At 61.2% G+C, this 17,529-nt stretch carries 13 protein-coding genes and 2 pseudogenes; all 15 read left to right on the top strand.

Annotation, left to right across the window (positions count from 1 at the left end; genetic code table 11):
- Window positions 1-4 precede the first annotated feature (4 nt).
- The 15 genes and pseudogenes from X739_RS137795 (at window position 5) to X739_RS1000000168850 (ending at window position 17,460) form a co-directional block, all read left to right on the top strand.
- A complete protein-coding gene (locus tag X739_RS137795; protein ID WP_023753800.1) occupies window positions 5-313 on the top strand; it encodes a TrbC/VirB2 family protein in 309 nt (102 codons plus the stop codon).
- Window positions 313-585 (top strand): VirB3 family type IV secretion system protein, encoded by a 273-nt coding sequence (locus X739_RS137800; RefSeq protein ID WP_023796439.1) that lies wholly within the window; start codon window positions 313-315, stop codon window positions 583-585. The genes X739_RS137795 and X739_RS137800 overlap by 1 nt, the downstream gene beginning before the upstream one ends.
- Window positions 579-3,029 (top strand): conjugal transfer protein TrbE, encoded by a 2,451-nt coding sequence (gene trbE, locus X739_RS137805; RefSeq protein WP_023796438.1) that lies wholly within the window; start codon window positions 579-581, stop codon window positions 3,027-3,029. Before X739_RS137800 ends, trbE begins: the two co-directional genes overlap by 7 nt.
- Window positions 3,026-3,751, top strand: a complete 726-nt coding sequence (gene trbJ / locus X739_RS137810; RefSeq protein WP_023697876.1) for a P-type conjugative transfer protein TrbJ — start codon at window positions 3,026-3,028, stop codon at window positions 3,749-3,751. The genes trbE and trbJ overlap by 4 nt, the downstream gene beginning before the upstream one ends.
- A gap of 36 nt (window positions 3,752-3,787) precedes the next feature.
- Window positions 3,788-5,110, top strand: coding sequence for a P-type conjugative transfer protein TrbL (gene trbL, locus X739_RS137815; protein ID WP_023796437.1), 1,323 nt, complete (start codon window positions 3,788-3,790; stop codon window positions 5,108-5,110).
- Entirely contained in the window at window positions 5,111-5,842 is a 732-nt protein-coding gene (trbF, locus tag X739_RS137820) for a conjugal transfer protein TrbF (protein WP_023724108.1), read from the top strand.
- Complete coding sequence (trbG, locus tag X739_RS137825; protein ID WP_031252605.1) at window positions 5,832-6,860, top strand: P-type conjugative transfer protein TrbG; 1,029 nt, start codon at window positions 5,832-5,834, stop codon at window positions 6,858-6,860. The genes trbF and trbG overlap by 11 nt, the downstream gene beginning before the upstream one ends.
- A 10-nt stretch (window positions 6,861-6,870) precedes the next feature.
- Window positions 6,871-8,088, top strand: a complete 1,218-nt coding sequence (locus X739_RS137830) for a TrbI/VirB10 family protein (RefSeq protein WP_023796435.1) — start codon at window positions 6,871-6,873, stop codon at window positions 8,086-8,088.
- A gap of 13 nt (window positions 8,089-8,101) precedes the next feature.
- Window positions 8,102-8,380 carry a DUF2274 domain-containing protein gene (locus X739_RS137835; RefSeq protein ID WP_023708012.1) on the top strand — a complete coding sequence of 93 codons (279 nt, stop codon included), beginning with the start codon at window positions 8,102-8,104 and terminating at the stop codon, window positions 8,378-8,380.
- 478 nt (window positions 8,381-8,858) lie between these two features.
- Window positions 8,859-9,189: pseudogene (locus X739_RS0136090) on the top strand (transposase); the annotation flags it as partial.
- A gap of 83 nt (window positions 9,190-9,272) precedes the next feature.
- Window positions 9,273-9,549 (top strand): annotated as a pseudogene (locus X739_RS137840) (IS3 family transposase); the annotation flags it as partial.
- Between the two features lie 476 nt (window positions 9,550-10,025).
- A complete protein-coding gene (locus tag X739_RS1000000168855) occupies window positions 10,026-13,595 on the top strand; it encodes a TerB N-terminal domain-containing protein (RefSeq protein ID WP_245273978.1) in 3,570 nt (1,189 codons plus the stop codon).
- On the top strand, window positions 13,592-14,914 hold the full coding sequence (locus X739_RS137850) for an ATP-binding protein (RefSeq protein WP_031252603.1): 1,323 nt from the start codon (window positions 13,592-13,594) through the stop codon (window positions 14,912-14,914). The genes X739_RS1000000168855 and X739_RS137850 overlap by 4 nt, the downstream gene beginning before the upstream one ends.
- The gene (locus X739_RS137855) at window positions 14,865-17,153 is read left to right on the top strand and encodes a DEAD/DEAH box helicase (RefSeq protein WP_023796429.1); all 2,289 of its coding nucleotides are present in this window, start codon (window positions 14,865-14,867) and stop codon (window positions 17,151-17,153) included. Before X739_RS137850 ends, X739_RS137855 begins: the two co-directional genes overlap by 50 nt.
- Window positions 17,154-17,283: 130 nt before the next feature.
- Window positions 17,284-17,460, top strand: coding sequence for a phage integrase N-terminal SAM-like domain-containing protein (locus X739_RS1000000168850; protein ID WP_023796428.1), 177 nt, complete (start codon window positions 17,284-17,286; stop codon window positions 17,458-17,460).
- Window positions 17,461-17,529: the final 69 nt, after the last annotated feature.

Below are 17,529 nucleotides of genomic sequence, written 5' to 3'. Positions count from 1 at the left end.
TCTCATGCCCAGGAAAATTCGCTTTCTCTCGTCCGCCGCCGTCGCGCTTCTTCTCACGGCCCAGGCTCACGCTGCCGGCTCCGGCATGCCCTGGGAACAGCCGCTTCAGCAGATCCTGGAATCGGTGCAGGGGCCGGTGGCCAAGATCGTTGCCGTGATCATCATCATAACCACTGGCCTCACCCTTGCCTTCGGCGACACGGCCGGCGGTTTCCGCCGGCTCATCCAGATCGTCTTTGGCCTGTCGATCGCCTTCGCGGCTTCGAGCTTCTTTCTCTCCTTCTTCTCCTTTGGTGGCGGGGCGCTCGTCTGATGGCCGTCGGAGAGCAGCATATCGAAGGATTGGAGGTGCCCGTCTACCGGGCTCTGACTCAGCCGATCCTGCTCGGCGGTGCGCCGCGGGCGCTGGCGATCCTCAACGGCACGGTGGCGGCCGCAGTCGGCCTTGGCCTGCAGCAGTGGATTAGCGGTCTGGTGGTTTGGGTGGCCGGACACACGCTCGCGGTTTTTGCCGCACGGCGCGACCCGGACTTTGCCAGCGTGCTTGTCCGCCATCTTCGCCAGAAGGGCTGGCTCGAATGTTGAATATTTCTGAATACCGCGGCAAAGCCGACCGGCTTGCCGACCATCTTCCCTGGGCAGCACTGGTTGCGCCTGGGATCGTCCTCAACAAGGACGGCAGCTTTCAGCGGACGTTGCGGTTTCGTGGCCCCGACCTTGAAAGCGCGACGGAAGCTGAGCTCATCGGCGTTTGCGCCCTGGCAAACAATGCGCTGAGGAGGCTGGACTCTGGCTGGGCGCTGTTCTTCGAGGCCGAGCGCGTTGTAGCGCTGGGCTATCCGAGCTCGATGTTTCCCGACGCCGCCTCTTGGCTCGTGGACGAGGAACGGCGCGGCGCCTTCGAGGGCAAGGTCGCGCATTTCGAGAGCGTCTATCATCTGACCTTGGTCTTCATGCCGCCACCGGATGGCCAGGCGCGCGCGGAAAGTGCTCTCGTCGACTCGCATGACTTGGGAGGGGAAAGAGACTGGCGCCAGGAGCTTGCCCGGTTCCGAGACGAGACTGACCGCGTTCTCGATCTTCTTTCGGCATTCGTGCCCGAGGTGCGCGCGCTCGACGATGCCGAGACCCTGACGTACCTGCACGGCACGATCTCGACCCGCCGTCATCCGGTCGCCGTGCCGGAAACCCCAATGTATCTTGACGCTGTCCTTGTCGATGAGCCGCTCACAGGCGGCTTGGAGCCGATGCTAGGCGAGCAGCATCTGCGCACGCTCACCGTTCTCGGCTTTCCCAACCTCACCCGGCCAGGGATTCTCGATGCGCTCAATCACCAAGATTTCGCCTATCGGTGGATGACGCGCTTCATTCCTCTCGACAAGCCGGAAGCCACGAAGACGCTGACTCGGCTCCGCCGGCAGTGGTTTGCCAAGCGCAAATCGATCGCGGCTATCCTGCGCGAGGTGGTGACCAACGAACCGGTGCCTCTCGTCGACAGCGACGCCGACAACAAGGCGCTCGATGCCGATGCAGCACTGCAGGCATTGGGCGGCGATCATGTCGGCTTCGGCTATCTCACCACAACGGTGACGGTGTGGGATCACAACCGTGAAGCCGCCGCGGAAAAGCTTCGCGCCGTCGAGCGGATCGTCAACGGGCTCGGCTTCACCACCATTCGCGAAAGCATCAATGCCGTCGAAGCGTGGCTTGGTTCATTGCCGGGTCATGTCTACGCCAACGTTCGCCAGCCGCTCGTTCACACGCTTAACCTTGCCCATCTCATGCCGCTGTCATCCGTGTGGGCAGGTCCAGCGGAGAACGAGCATCTTGCTGAGGTCACCGGCGATCACGCTCCGCCGCTTCTTTTCGCCGAAACCAGCGGGTCGACGCCGTTTCGGCTTTCGACCCATATCGGCGATGTCGGCCACATGCTGATTGTCGGGCCGACCGGTGCCGGCAAGTCGGTGCTGCTTGCCCTGATCGCCTTGCAGTTCCGACGCTACGCTGGCGCGCAAATCTATGTCTTCGACAAAGGCAATTCGGCCCGCGTCGCCACGCTTGCCATGGGCGGCGACCACCATCCGCTGGGTGCGGATGGTGCGCTTGCCTTTCAGCCGCTACGCAACATCGACGACCAGGCAACCCGTGGCTGGGCAGCCGAATGGATCGCCGGCCTCATTGCCCACGAGAATGTCACCGTCACCCCGGAGGTGAAGGAGGCAATCTGGTCGGCGCTCACCAGCCTCGCCACCGCGCCGGCGCAGGAACGCACGCTGACTGGCCTGTCGGTCTTGCTTCAGTCCAATGCGCTCAAATCGGCGTTGATGCCCTACACGCTCGACGGTCCATTCGGCCGGCTGCTCGATGCCGATGACGACCGGCTGGCCATCTCGGGTGTGCAGTGTTTCGAGACCCAGGAGCTGATGGACAGCCAAGGGGCTGTGCTGCCTGTGCTCACCTATCTGTTCCATCGTCTTGAGGACCGGTTTGACGGGCGGCCGACGCTGCTCATGCTCGACGAGGCCTGGGTCTATCTCGACAACCCGCTCTTTACCGCCCGCATCCGCGAATGGCTGAAGGTGCTGCGTAAGAAAAACGTCTCCGTCATCTTCGCGACGCAGTCGCTTGCCGACATCGCCGGCTCTTCTATCGCACCCGCAATCATCGAGAGCTGCCCGCAGCGCATTTTTCTCCCCAATGATCGTGCGGTGGAGCCGCAGGCACGGGCAGCCTATGAGCGCTTCGGTCTTAATGAGCGACAGATCGAATTGGTCGCCCGCGCCACGCCGAAGCGCCACTACTATCTGCAGTCGCGCCGCGGCAATCGCCTCTTCGAACTCGGGCTAGGCCCGATCGCTCTTGCGCTTTGCGGCGCCTCCGACCCGGCCGCGCAGACCCTGATCGACAATGTTCTTTCCGAAGAAGGGCAGGGCAGCTTTGCCGCCCGTTTCTTCAGTGCGCGCGGCCTGGATTGGGCTGCCGAGCTTCTCCAGCAATTTCCTCAACCTAACAAGGAGCAATCGTCATGATCGGACGCCGCCTTTTTACTAGCCTGGTGACCGTTTCCCTGATCGCCAAACCGATGGCTGACTACGTCCAGCCGGCCTATGCGCTCATCGTGTTTGACCCGTCCAACTATACGCAGAATGTGCTGTCGGCAGCACGCGCATTGGAGCAGATCAACAACCAAATCCAGTCGCTTCAGAACCAGGCGACCATGCTGCAGAACATGGCGCGCAACCTTCAGCGCCTGGATTTCTCTTCCGTGGGCCAGCTTACCGGCTCGCTCCAACGGATTGACGGTCTGATGACCCAGGCGAGCGGCCTGAGCTTCGATCTCGACAAGCTGCAGGACCAGTGGCGCCGGCAATATCCGGAAAGCTACGACGCCACCATCAAGGTCAGCGATGTGGCGAGCGCCGCGCGCGAGCGCTGGCAGAGCGCCATGCAGGCGTTCCGCCAGACCATGAGCGCGCAGTCGCAGATCGTCGAGAACGTGCAGGCCGATGGTGACCTGCTTACCGATCTCGTCAATCGCAGTCAGGGCGCGGCAGGTGCCCTCGAGGCAAGCCAGGCCACCAATCAGCTGATCGCGCTTTCGACCAAGCAGCAGATGCAGATCCAGACGCTGCTTGCGACCCAGTTCCGGGCCGAGGCCGAGGATGCGGCGCGCAAGGCGCAGTCCGAGGAAGCCGCTCGCGAGACGACGAAGCGTTTCCTGGGCACCGGCACGGCTTATCCCGGCAACTGATCGGCAGTTCTTCAAGACAACGAGGAAGGCGGCGACATGAACGACCTCGGAGTCATCGATCGCTTCATGGAGACCTTTACCCGCTACATTGACAGTGGGTTCGGTCTGCTTTCGGGCGACGTTGCCTTTCTCACCACCATTCTGATCGGCATTGACATCACGCTCGCGGGCCTGGTCTGGGCGTTCGGCGGCGAACCCAACGTTTTTGGCCGGCTTGTCCGCAAAGTGCTCTATGTCGGCGCCTTCGCCTTCGTCCTGAACAATTTCAAGAACCTCGCCGACATAATTTACCGCTCCTTTGCCGGTCTCGGCATCAACGCATCGGCCGGCAACCTGTCCGCCGACAGTCTCCTGCGGCCAGGCCGCATTGCCGCGGCCGGCTTCGAGGGCGCCTGGCCGCTCCTCAATCAAGCGAGCCAGCTAGTAGGCTTCCCCGAGATCTTCGGTAACGCGCTCACCATCTTCGTGCTGCTTCTGGCCTGGTTCCTGGTCCTCATCGCCTTCTTCATTCTTTCCATCCAGCTCTTCATCACCATCCTCGAGTTCAAGCTCACCACGCTGGCCGGCTTCGTCCTGGTGCCCTTCGCGCTCTGGAACCGCTCGGCGTTTCTGGCCGAGCGCGTGCTCGGCAATGTGATTTCGTCGGGCATCAAGGTGATGGTGCTTGCCGTCATCGTCGGCATCGGCTCCACGCTCTTTGGCGAGTTCGCTTCCGCCCTGCAGGGCCAGGAGCCGGACCTGGCGGCGGCCATGTCTCAGGTACTGGGTGCGCTGGCGCTGCTTGGGCTCGGCATTTTCGGCCCCGGGATTGCCTCGGGTCTTGTTTCCGGCGCGCCGCAGCTTGGCGCCGGCGCGGCACTTGGAACAACGGCGGCCGCAGCTGGATCAACGCTCGTTGCCGGAGGCGCTGCGTTTGCCGGCGCGCGCATGGCAACAGGCGGCGGCCTCGCCGCAGTCCGTGCCGGCGCCGCCATGGGGTCCGCTGCCACCGTCGCTTGGCAGACGGGGCGCGCGACATCGCCCGAGTCCGGGCTGTCCGGGGTAGCTGCTGGGCTGCATGGGGTTGCGAGTGCCGCTAGCGGCGCCGCGATGCGGGGAATGCGATCCGCAGCAGAACCATTCCGCCGTAGTGCCGACGCCGGTCGCGATGCCGGCTGGACCGCGACCGGCGGCATGCCGACCGCGTCAAAGACAGGAACCTCGCCCGCTGCAGCCTCTGACCCCGCGCCGGTCTGGGCAAGGCGTCTGCGTTCCGAACAGACCGCACGCGCCCATCGCAATGCTGCCACGCAGGCGGTGCGCGATGGAGATCGGGGCGGAAGCGGCGCCAATCCCTCCCTCAATGACAAGGAAGACTAGATGCTCTTCAAGCGACCCGTTCAGCGTTATGGAAAGACGCCCGAACCCGTAACACCCTACCAGAAGGCCAGCCAACTCTGGGATGAGCGCATCGGCACGGCGCGCGTCCAGGCCAAGAACTGGCGCTTCATGGCCTTTGGCTGCCTGGCTCTGACGACGGGGCTTTCCGGTGGGCTTCTGTGGCAGTCGATGCAGGGCCGCGTCGTGCCTTATGTCGTCGAGGTCGACCGCTTTGGCGAGGCGCACGCGGTCGCGCCGGCAGTCCAAAACTACCAGCCCGACGATGCCCAGATCGCCTGGCATCTCAGCCGCTTCATCCAGAATGTCCGTTCGGTTTCCACCGATGCGGTTCTGGTGCGGCAGAATTGGCTGTCGGCCTACGACTTTGCCACCGACCGAGCGGCGCTCTTCCTCAACGAATATGCCAAGGCGAACGACCCTTTCGGCCAAATCGGCACGCGCAGCGTGTCAGTGCAGGTGACCAGCGTGGTCAGGGCTTCCGACAGCTCGTTCCAGGTCAAATGGACCGAGCAGGTGTTCGAGCGCGGCAGCCTCGCCAGCACGACGCGCTGGATCGGGATCCTCACGATCCTCATCCGCCCGCCTAGGACAACCGAGCAGCTGCGCAAGAACCCGCTCGGCGTCTTCATCAACGCCATCGACTGGTCGCGCGAGCTCGACAGCGCCGCGCCAACCCCCGTTTCCCCTAAGGAGCCCGCCAATGACAAATAGAGCCCCATTGCTTCGTGCTGCCTTGATCCTGTCGGCGTCTGCTGCGGTTCTTTCGGCCTGTGCCTCGAAGCCAGTGCCGCCGCCTCAGATTTCCTATGACCACGAGGACTTCAAACCAGCCGCGATCGAGAAGGCGCCGGAGAAGCCGGTCAAGGTCGTGGAAGTGCCGAAACCGTTACCGTTGCCTGGTCAGTTGATGCCCGCACCCGGCAAGCCCGCCCCAGATAAGCGCTCGCCGGAAGAACAGGTCGCCGATGCCAACAAGGCGGCGACGCAACAACCCACCAAGTTTGGCTATGTCAATGCGGTGCAGGTTTACCCCTTTGCCGACGGCGCGCTCTACCAGCTCTACGCCGCGCCGGAGCGCGTCACCGATATCTCATTGCAGTGGGGCGAGAAGCTGACCTCGGTCTCAGCCGGCGATACGGTCCGTTGGGTGATCGGTGACACCGTTAGTGGCTCAGGCGATGACCAGCGCACTCATGTGTTGGTGAAGCCATTCGCGCCGGGGCTTGCCACCAATCTGGTCATCACGACGGACAGGCGATCCTATCACCTGCAGCTTCAAAGCACTGAGAAAACTGCCATGGCGGCGCTCTCCTGGACTTACAGCGAAGACCAACTCGTGGCGCTTCGGCGGCGCAACGCTCAGGCAGAGGCTGAAATGCCCGCAGCCTCGAACGTAGCACTCGAAAACATCCGCTTCCGCTATTCGATCACCGGCGACACGCCGCCGTGGAGACCGACGCGCGCCTTCGATGATGGCAGCAAGGTCTACATAGAGTTCCCGAAGCGCATCGATCAGGGCGAGGCGCCACCGCTCTTCATCGTCGGTGCTGACGGGGACAACCAGCTCGTCAACTATCGGATGCACGGCAACTACTACATCGTCGATCGCCTCTTTGCTGCGGCCGAGCTAAGGCTGGGCACCAAACAGCAGCAGGTGGTGCGCATTACGAGAACCGACGGTCGGCAACCGCCGCGGCGGGTTTCGCTGTTTTCGCGTTTTGGCAGGTGAGGGGAGGCTCATGACCGATACTTCCCATCCGAATGCTCCGCCGAAGCTCAATCCCGAACAGCTGCAGCTGCGAGCCTCGCCCCGCCGAGCGGTGCGGTTCAGGCGCGGCATAATCGTCGCGATCGCTGCTGTTGGTTCCGGCGCCGTTTTTGGCGTCACGATGATGGCGCTGCAGGGGCCTGCGTTGCGCCTGAAGCAGCAGGCCGAAGAGCTTTACAGCACCGACCGCAAGCCGACCGCCGAGGGACTCGAAGCGCTGCCTAAAGACTATTCCGGGATTAAGCCAAAGGCTCCGGTGCTTGGACCGCCGCTGCCCGGGGATCTCGGCCGTCCTATTCTCGAGCACCAGCGCCAGCTTGGCATCGCGCCCGGGCAAGACGTTTCCGCCGAGGCGCAGCGGCTTGCACAACAAGCCATTGAAGCGCGCGAGTCGCAAGTCCTGTTCCGCATCGAAAACCGACTCCAGCAAACGGAAGCTCTTAGCAATGGGCAGGGCGGACGTTCACCTTTCGAGACGGCGCCTCAGCAGCCAGATACCGAAGGCACGCGAGCTTCCGTCGCCCCGGCCGAGGGCGACCAGAACAACCAACAGCGCAAGCTCGATTTTATCGATCAACGGAACACCAGCGGGATCTACAATCCGCATGCGCTGCAGACGCCGGCTTCGCCCTATCAGATCATGGCCGGCAGCGTGATTGCGGCAAGCCTGATCACCGGCATCAATTCCGACTTGCCCGGCCTCGTCGTCGCGCAGGTTACCGAGAATGTGCGCGACAGCGTCACCGGCAGCATCCTGCTCATCCCGCAGGGCTCACGGCTGATCGGCACCTACGATAGCGTTGTAGCCTTTGGCCAAAGGCGCGCTCTGTTGGTGTGGCAACGCATTGTGATGCCGGACGGCTCATCGATCGAAATCGACAATCTGCCCGTGACCGACGCGGCCGGCTATGCCGGGCTCGAGGACAAGGTGGATTTCCATACTTGGCAGCTGATCAAGGGCATCGCCGTGGCCACATTGCTGGGGGTTGGTACCGAGTTGACCTTTGGGGAAAACGAAAGCGACTTTGTCAAGGCGATTCGTGAATCCACCCAGCAGAACGTCAGCCAAGCCGGCCAACGGATCACTGAAAAGAACCTGAACGTCCAACCCACGATCACCGTCCGCCCTGGTTGGCCGTTGCGCGTCATCGTCCACAAGGACCTCGTGTTGCGGCCATACACGGGGTGAACAGGAGGACTTCATGGCTAACCTAAAACTCGGAAAACTTCCGGACCGGACACCTTCGAAGATCACCATCACCGTTGCCGCCGACTTGAGCCAAGCACTCAACGACTATGCCGCACTTTACCGTGAGACCTATGGCGAGTCCGAAACGGTGGCGGAACTGATCCCCTTTATGCTGGTCGGGTTCCTGGAAGGCGACCGGGCGTTTGCCAAGGCCAGAAAGGAAGGTCTGCCGGGCGCCGGCGCGTCTGAGAAACCAAGAAGGCAATCATCTTCCACACTGGACAAAGGTTAGCGCTTAGTGTCGTTTTGGAGCAGCTAGGTTCTTGATCCTGACCGCGTTGCCGCCGGTCCCAGCGAGCGTTTCGCATAATAGGCGGAGCGCGACATCCTAAAAAACTGTCACGGGCCGTTGCCCGCCTGCGCGCGGTAGAAACAGCCTATGCTACCCTCGCACCTCGGAGGTAGCGACCGTCAGCTTATTGGAGGCGCAGTCTCCGTAAAAAAACGTGGTCCATGGGTGCATGCGAACTTGAGAGTGATGACGCCGCTCCAACGGCGATCCCCATTAGGAAGATGAAGATAGGCATAGCCCAGACCCTCCCGCCCACAATTTTGATGGAGGATTTGCGATCCGTCGCTTCCCCGTGGAGTTCGCGCGGTCGCATTTAGATTGTCCAACACCGCCGCGCCGGTGTCCTTCGGCAGTCCGCGCCGGCGTGGACGTGCCGGGAGGCCGTTCTCCCGCATCAGCCGTTCGATGCGATGCCAAGATGACGACCGGCGACCGCCCGGAGTTGAAGCCGGTCAATGTTGGTGCCGCTGGCATCGACATCGGATCAAGAATGCACATGGCAGCGGTCGACCCGGCCTGCACAGACACACCAGTGCGAGCGTTTGGCACATTCACGCAAGACCTGCATGATCTGGCGGACTGGTTCAAAGCGTGCGGCGTGACCAGTGCGCGATGGAATCCACCGGGGGTCTATTGGATCCCGGCCTACGAGATTCTCGAGCAGCACGGGTTCGAGGTCATTCTGGTCAATGCGCGTTACGCAAAGAACGTGCCCTGGGCGCAAAACAGATGTCAGCGATGCCGCGTGGCCGCCAATCTGAAGCGGCGCGCCAAATCGCTGGGCCTCGTTTTGCAAGCTGTTCCATGCGAGATTGAGGTGGCTGTTTCTTAGGAAGGCCGCAGCCTACTTCGCGAGGGGAAGTGACGTGAGATTTGCTTTCATCGCGAGGCACCGGGGCATCTGGCCGGTGGCATGGCTGTGCAGTGCGCTGGATGTATCCCGCTCGGGCTTCCATGCCTGGCTCAACCGCAGCCCCAGCGTTCGCTCGCGGCATGACGAGATCCTCGTTTCCAGGATCGACCGAAGCTTCAAGAGCAGCGATCCCACCTACGGCGCGCGTCGCGTCTGGCACGACGCTCTGGCAGAGGGGCTTTCCTGCGGACTGCACTGCATTGCTGCGCATCGGTGACATGAAGCTATCCGGTTAGTCGAATCAGCCCTATGCAGGGATGGTCCGTGCGCTCATACGCGGTTTCGCTGCCGAGTTCAAAAATTGGGCCGTCGCAAGGGGCATCCAATTGGATGAAACCCACAAAGAGTATGGATATTCCGAATCCGCTGTCACCATGGAGCAAGCCATGCCGTGGGTCTTGAGGAAGAACGTAGCCATGAAGCTCGTCATCTGATTGGCAGGTTCCTGGCTTCTCCCCCGGTAGCGCAGACGGCTTCGACCTCAAAGGCACCCGTCATCGCAAGTGATTGCTTGGGCAGGGTTCGCCCACAAACGTCCGCTCCCGCTCGAACCGGAAATACTTCTGCACGAGTTCTCAAAAGAACTCATCCCAGCTATGCTCAGAACCGGAGGGCGGGGTAAACGGGATGAGGTTGCCATTTCATTGGACGGTGGCTGTCGCCTTGGCGACAGTGCTAAGTGTTGCAGGCACCGCAACTGCCCAGGTAGCCCGCTATTCTGCGCGGCAGGTTCAACAGGCGCTTGTTGAACATGGGTACGATCTCGGGACCGCTGACGGAATTTGGGGACGTCGGTCCATCAGTGCGCTCAAGGCTTTCCAGAAAGCGAGCAATCTTCCTCAGACTGGTACTTTGGACGAAGCGACGTCAGCGGCGCTTTTTCCGCAACCCCAAGTGACGCGTGGCCTGTTGACGCCCATAGACCCGTCGCCTTTGGAGCAACTTGGTGTTCCCACAAAGACAACTCCACAGACAAGTAACGCGGAAGCCGGGCAAGCTGATGGCGATGTTCACGATGCGCCGCCTTTGCCGGCGCACACCGAGGGGGCGTCAGCCAAATCCGATCGTTTGGCACCGGAGCCCAACAAGGTCAGAGAGGGGCCAACGACCTCAACGCCGCGTTTGATCTATTTAAGCCTGCTAGGGGTCGCAGCTGCGTTCTTCTTCCTGCGGAGACGCCGAAGAAATTCAGCAGCGGAGTCGGTTCCAACGGCATCCGAAAGCAAGCGCAGCGAACCTGAGCGCACTCCCAACCGGTCGGCCAGAACCGATAGGCATCGCCTCCATGTCCCGACCGATCGCATGATTCCAGCCAACAATGCTGCTGGATGGCAGCCAGTCGACCAAAAGCTGGTCCTGCCGGCGGATATTGCGGCTTCTCTTGCGGTACACAACGCCGCCGTCCACGATTTCATCCGACAGAGAGGAGCAATCCGACGGCCTAAAGCAGGGGCCAATCCTTCAGCCAAGCAGCCGGGCGCTCCCGCAAAAACGAGTCGGCAAAGCATAGAGGCCACCAAGGTCACCCCGGTAACGACAACGGGATCGCTCGCATCGCATGGTGCTCAGATAGCGGAATCCATTCGACAACGCGGTCCTGTTCTCATTCCCCCTACGGCCGCAACGGATCAGACGCAGCCGTCGGATTCCGAAAGCAAGGTCAGCCAATTCGATAGCGGTCTCGACCAATCGGCCAGAAGCAACAGGCACCTCCTGGTTCGGAACGATCTGATCGTTCCAGCCAATATTGCAGTTGGAAGACAACCGGTCGAACAGAAACAAGCCTTACCATCAGATATTGCGACTTCTGTCGCGGCACATAATAGAGCTGTCCACGACTTCATCAGACAACGCGGAGCCATTAGACCGCCCAAACCACTGCCCAATCCTTCAACCGCTCCCGCGAAAACGGGTTGGCAAAGCATTGAACCCACCAAGGTCATCCCGGCAACGACCACAACCGATGGATCGCTCGCATCGGACAATGCTCAGGTTTCGGATTTCATTCGGCAACGCGGCCCTATGCTTGTTCCCAACACGGCCCGAACGGACCAGCCGCGGTGGTTCGACGGGCTACCCGCAGTGCGAGCGAGCCCCACCGCCCGCCAGTCGGCACATTGGATTCCTGCGAATACAGCAGCAATGGTGGGAAGCCATGACATTCCCGGCGGCATGATCTATGTAGGCGAGCACCTGCCGAGGCAGGGCAGTTCAACCGACCCGGAGAACTGCCTGATCGACCCGAGATTGACCGTAGGCGCTCACGGCGATCCGCTGGGTCAGACGATGGGCTATTGGCCGTCCTACTCGAGCATTTCGCCCGCAGCGCGAAAATCCTTTCTGGACTGGCTTGCCGGATCGCGATCCGATCCCGACGCCTATATCGGATACGTGTTCCTCTACTTCTACGGTATCGAACGTCGCCTCATGTTGGAGGAAAGCCCACCCGACGCCGATGGTGTCGTTGCCGAGGTTTGCCGGCTATTGCAGGTGTATGGAGGGAATGGTTCGTTCAAGCGTTATGCTGGTGAGTTGCTTTCGGCCTACCAGCTGAAATCGGCTCGATTGCCAGAAAAGTTTGATCTGGAGGTCGAGGAAAATAGCTACGAGATCCCGATTATGCTGAAGGTCGCCCTCGGGATGCGGATGCGCAGCGGAGAGGCGATCGAGCCGGACCTTTTGTTGGCTTACGTCCTTGCCGACCCCGAAACGAGGGTGCGAACGCCGGCGCGACGGGCACAGACTCTGTTGCGAGAGCTGTTCGCGGAAGCGGTGGAGAAGCAATATCCAAATGGTGTGCGCGTTCCGGCCGCCGGAGTACGAAAACTGAAGGTCAACTACCGTGCCTGCAGCGGGACGTTCGATCTTGCAATCCGCCCCTTTGGCGGTGACCTGCCGGACATCACAAACCGCAGCGAACCGATAGGCGGTGCGCGCCGCATCTTCGACGACTGCACGGATCGGCTCGACAACTACAGCCGCATGCTCGGCCGTTCGGAGGGACTGAGGCCTAGCCTTGCGGCTGTGGCTCAGTTGCCCTTGGGTTTGCGCGTGAAGAATTGTCAAACGCTCGCTGGCAACCCATTGAGGCGGCTCCAGGAACTGGCGAGTAATGACGTCCTAGTATCCATTCAGAAACTGGCTGAATTGGCTGGGATGGATCCCGACAAAATTGCCGCGCGAGCGAAGCAGAAGGAACTTTCAGGAATTCTGGCCGCCCTTGGCTATGGCCACACCGCCGATCCTTCCTTCTCCCTGAAGTCGGCAAAACCAGACGAGCCGGCGATGGTCTTTGCTCTGGAACGCGAAGCCGAAGCTGATCTCGAGCCCGGCGACCACTACCGCCCCATGCAACTGTCAATCATGCTCGGCATGGTAATCGCCTTCGCCGACGGCCTCCTCCATCCTTTGGAGGAACGCAGGCTCTCCGGCAAGATTGACGAGGCGCCCGGTCTGTCGAGGGACGAACGTGTACGCCTCAAAGCCGAACTCAGGGTCTGCGCAGCCGATGCCAGCCGCGTGGTGGATTGGACCAAACGCATAGGAGACGTGCCAGGGGACCGCCACGAAGACCTTGCCGATGAATTGGTGGCAATCGCTGCTGCAGATGGAACCCTCCACGCACGAGAAGTGTCGCAGCTCGAGAAACTGTTCAGGCTGATGGGTCTTGACCAAAACTCACTGTATTTGCGACTGCAGGGGGGTGTTGCGCCGCAGAACAGGCCGCGCGACGGCATTGACGATCTTCCCCTGGTTATCCCTGCCGGGATCCAGCCGCCTGGCATTCCGGTGCCGCCGGCGCCTCCTAAAGCACCTGCGACGCGCGTCGACATCTCGCGTCTCGATGCGATTCGACGTGAAACCCGGAGCACGTCCAGCGTCCTTGCCGATATCTTCCAGGACGAAGCAGAGCCGCCGATCGAGCTTCAGCCCGCGACCGAGGAAATCGAGACGTCCAATGGGGATGCGCGCTTCGACGGGCTGGAGCGACGCTATGTTTGGCTCCTGTCGCAACTGATCGAACAGGAAACTTGGACGGCTTCGGATTTTGAGCGTTTGGTGCGCGGTGCCGATCTGATGCCTGGCGCGGCGAAGCAAGCAGTAAACGATTGGTCGCTCGACCGCTTCGACGAACTAATCCTGGACGGCGAGGACCCTGTCATCGTCAACGCCATCCTGTTTTCCGAGGCTACTGCCCAGTCTCCGTCGCTCACCGTCTCTCTCGAAGGAATGTCAGCATGACGACACAAACCCCACCTATCAAACCGAGAGATCGAGACACCATTATCAGCGCCTTGCGTGCCGGTGTCGTGCCGCGCATCGGTCTCCAGCATATTCAGGTGGGTCGCCAGCGCGAGATCGAAGCGCTGATCCAGGACATCGAGCGGATCGGCAACGGCGGGTCGAGTATTCGTCTCGTCATCGGCGCCTATGGTGCCGGCAAGACCTTCTTCCTGTTTCTCATCAGGCAAATCGCACTTCAGCGCAAGCTTGCCGTCTGCCAGGCCGACCTTTCTCCGGATCGCCGAATCCACGCCACCGGCGGGCAGGCGCGTACGCTCTATGCCGAGCTCGCCACCAGTCTTGCGACCCGTACCGCTCCGGACGGAGGCGCGCTCAGAAACATTCTGGAAAGCTACATACAAAAAGCATCCGAACGCGCTTCCTCAAGCGGGACGACTATTGAAATCGCCATCAAGGAAGGCCTTGGCGATCTTCGCGAGATGGTCGGTGGCTATGATTTCGCAACCGTCATCGTTGCCTATGCGCGGGGCTACGAGGAAGGAAATAGCAATTTGCAGGACGACGCGCTGCGTTGGTTGCGCGGCGAATACACGACCAAGACCGAGGCGCGAGGCGATCTGGGCGTACGCACCATCATCGATGACGCGTCCTTCTACGATGGCCTGAGACTGCTCGCCCGTTTCACAAGGCTCGCTGGTTTTGGCGGCCTGTTGGTCTGCCTCGACGAACTCGTCAACCTCTACAAGCTGCAGAGCGCCCAGGCCCGCAAACAGAATTACGAGCAGATCCTGCGCATCTTCAACGATGTCCTGCAGGGCACGACGCAGGGTATCGGCTTCATTCTGGGCGGAACGCCGGAATTTCTGCTCGACACGCGGCGCGGCCTTTACTCCTACGAGGCCTTGCAGTCCCGCCTCGCCGGAAACAGTTTTGCCGGCAATGGCCTGGCCGACTATTCCGGTCCGGTGGTCAATCTGCCGAACCTGACGCCCGAGGAACTCTACCATCTCCTGGAGCGGCTGCGCGACGTCTTCGCGGCCGGCGATCAGGAAAAATGGTTGGTGCCGGACGAGGCACTCCATGCTTTCATGGACCATTGCGCCAATCGGATCGGCGAGGCCTATTTTCGAACTCCGCGCAACACGGTGAAAGCCTTCGTCGATCTGCTCGCGATTCTCCAGCAAAACCCCGGCACAGATTGGAAAGACATGCTCGGCGCAGTGGACGTAGCGGAAGATCGAGGCAGTGCAGGCGACCAGCCCATCGATGACGCCGAAGGCGGAGCGGACGACGAGCTTGCAACCCTCCGCATTTGACACGCTTTCCGAGCCCGTCAGACGCTGGATCTGGCAGCGGAAATGGCCGTCGCTACGGGATGTCCAGGAAAAAGCTATTCCGGCCATACTCGCGGGCGGCGATGTCGTGATCTCGGCACGCACTGCCGCCGGCAAGACCGAAGCCGCCTTCCTGCCCTTGTTGACCCGGCATGCCGAGCACGCAGGCAGCGCCGATGGGTTCGCCATCCTCTACGTCAGCCCGCTGAAGGCGCTGATCAACGATCAGCACCGGCGGCTGGAAAGCCTGTGTGAAGGCAGCGGCGTCCTCCTGCACAAATGGCATGGCGACGTGTCGGCGGACGCCAAAACCCGTGCACGAAAGCGACCGTCGGGTATCGTGCTGATCACTCCGGAATCGCTGGAGGCGTTGCTCGTCCGCAGAGGCGGTGAGGTAGCGCAGATATTTTCGCGTTTGGATGCGGTGGTCATCGATGAGTTGCATGCCTTCATCGGCACCGAACGTGGCATGCAGCTGCAGTCGATCCTGAACAGGATCGAAGTGGCGACCGCGCGAGACCGCATCGATCGAATCGGGCTGTCGGCAACACTTGGCGACATGACTCTGGCTGCCGAGGCGCTGCGGCCCGGCAAAGGGGCCAGCGTCACGATCGTGGAAGGCGAGGACGAGGGAAACGGGGTCCGTTTGCAGATCCGGGGTTATCTGCTGGATGGCATCGCCCTGGGCGATCTCACGGCCACTACAGACGATGGCCATCCGCCCAGAAAGTCGGCCGAACCTTTCGAACAACCGACGGTCCCAGCGGCGCTTGCGGCCGACTTGTTTCGTCTGCTGCGCGGCCAGAGCAATCTGCTGTTTGCCGGATCTCGCGCCAATGTCGAGGTTTATGCCGACATGCTGCGTTCGATGTGCGACGAAGCGAGCTTTCCAAATGAGTTCTTCCCGCATCATGGCAATCTCGCAAGGGCCATGCGCGAGGGGGTCGAAGCGCGGCTTCGAGACGATCCGCGCCCGACCACGGCGGTCGCGACCACTACCTTGGAACTCGGAATCGACATTGGCGAGGTGGAGACAATCGCGCAGATCGGGCCGGGTTCCTCGGTTGCGTCACTTCGCCAGCGCCTCGGCCGATCCGGCCGCAGGGCCGGAAAGCCCGCAACGCTGCGTATGTTCGTCATCGAGCCTCCCATAGGCAAGGGAAGACACCCAATCGACCGGCTCCGCCTGGATCTGGTTCAGTCGATTGCGATGGTCGAGTGCCTGCGGGCGGGATGGTGTGAGCCGCCATTGCAAGCTGGGCTGCATCTTTCAACGCTCCTCCATCAAGTGATGGCGCTGATAGTGCAGACCGGGGGCGTAAGCCCGACGGTCGCCTGGAAACTGTTGTGCGAGCGCGGCCCCTTCCGAGCCGTGGACAGGACGCTGTTTGCCGAATTGCTTCGGTGCATGGCCACGCCTGAAAACCAGTTGCTCGAGCAGTCTCCTGAAGGCTTGCTCATGATCGGAGAGACCGGGGAAAAGATCACGGAATCGTACGAATTCTATGCTGTTTTCGCCACGGAACGAGAATATCGGATCATTCACGATGCACGCACGCTCGGCACCTATCCACTGGGCTCTCCGCTTGCACGTGGCGAAACGATCATTTTTGCTGGGCGGCGCTGGCAAGTCATAGAAATCGACGATCGTGCCCGTGTCATTATGGTCAAGCCGACTCGGGCTGGAAAGCCACCGCATTTCAATGGTAAGGGGGCGGCGATCCACGATCACGTAGTGGCAACGATGCGCACAGTTCTCGCATCCGATGGGGCCTATCCCTATCTCGACCCTGCCGCGAACCGGCTGCTGGATGAGGCGCGAAGTTCGTTCCTGGACCTGCAGTTGGATAGCCGTTCAATCGTAGCGCATGGGGAGGGGGTCCTGATTTTCCCCTGGGTCGGAACTAGGAAGCTGCAGACCCTAACCCTGGCGTTGCTGGCCCGGGAGTTCAAAGCATCGCATTTCGGTCATGCCATTGAGCTTCAAGAATGCGAGGCCGGGAAAGCCATGGAAACGCTGCAGGACATAGCTGGTTCACCGGCGCCAGACGGAGAAGAACTTGCTGCACGATTGGCGCAACCGGCATTGGCTAAGTTCGACTCATTCCTGAGCGATCACCTGATGACCTTGGTCACAATGGTGGAAAGAATCAGCGCCAAGGACTTGCCTCTGATTGCCGCCAACGCACTGGAAAATCACACGATGCGGAGAGTGATATAAACCAACAGAATCAATTGCTCGCAGCCCGCATCGGGTTGAGGTAGAGACCAAGAGCCGATCATCGGGCTCGCATTGAGCTTCGTTCAGCTGGAGCAGAGTATGGCGGGCTTCTTCAACAAGGAGCGCGACCATGCACCATCTCATTCTCGATGCAGCGATCAGCCCGTTGCGCCAGCGGCTGATCGACGACATGAACATGCTGCGTTTCTCACGAGAGACACAGCGCAACTATCTCCGCGATATCGGACGGCTGGCGACATTCCTCGGGCGTTCACCAGACACAGCAACTACCGACGACCTAGACTAGAGCATAATCTGACCTGATGGAATCGCGAGGGATTCCCATCGGGGAGAATATCTGATTCATCATGTCGGC

Origin of the sequence: Mesorhizobium sp. LNHC209A00 (assembly GCF_000502915.1) — a bacterium.
Lineage (GTDB): Bacteria > Pseudomonadota > Alphaproteobacteria > Rhizobiales > Rhizobiaceae > Mesorhizobium.
The sequence above is the reverse complement of the archived record's forward strand: the minus strand, read 5'-3'. Positions and strand labels throughout refer to the sequence as shown.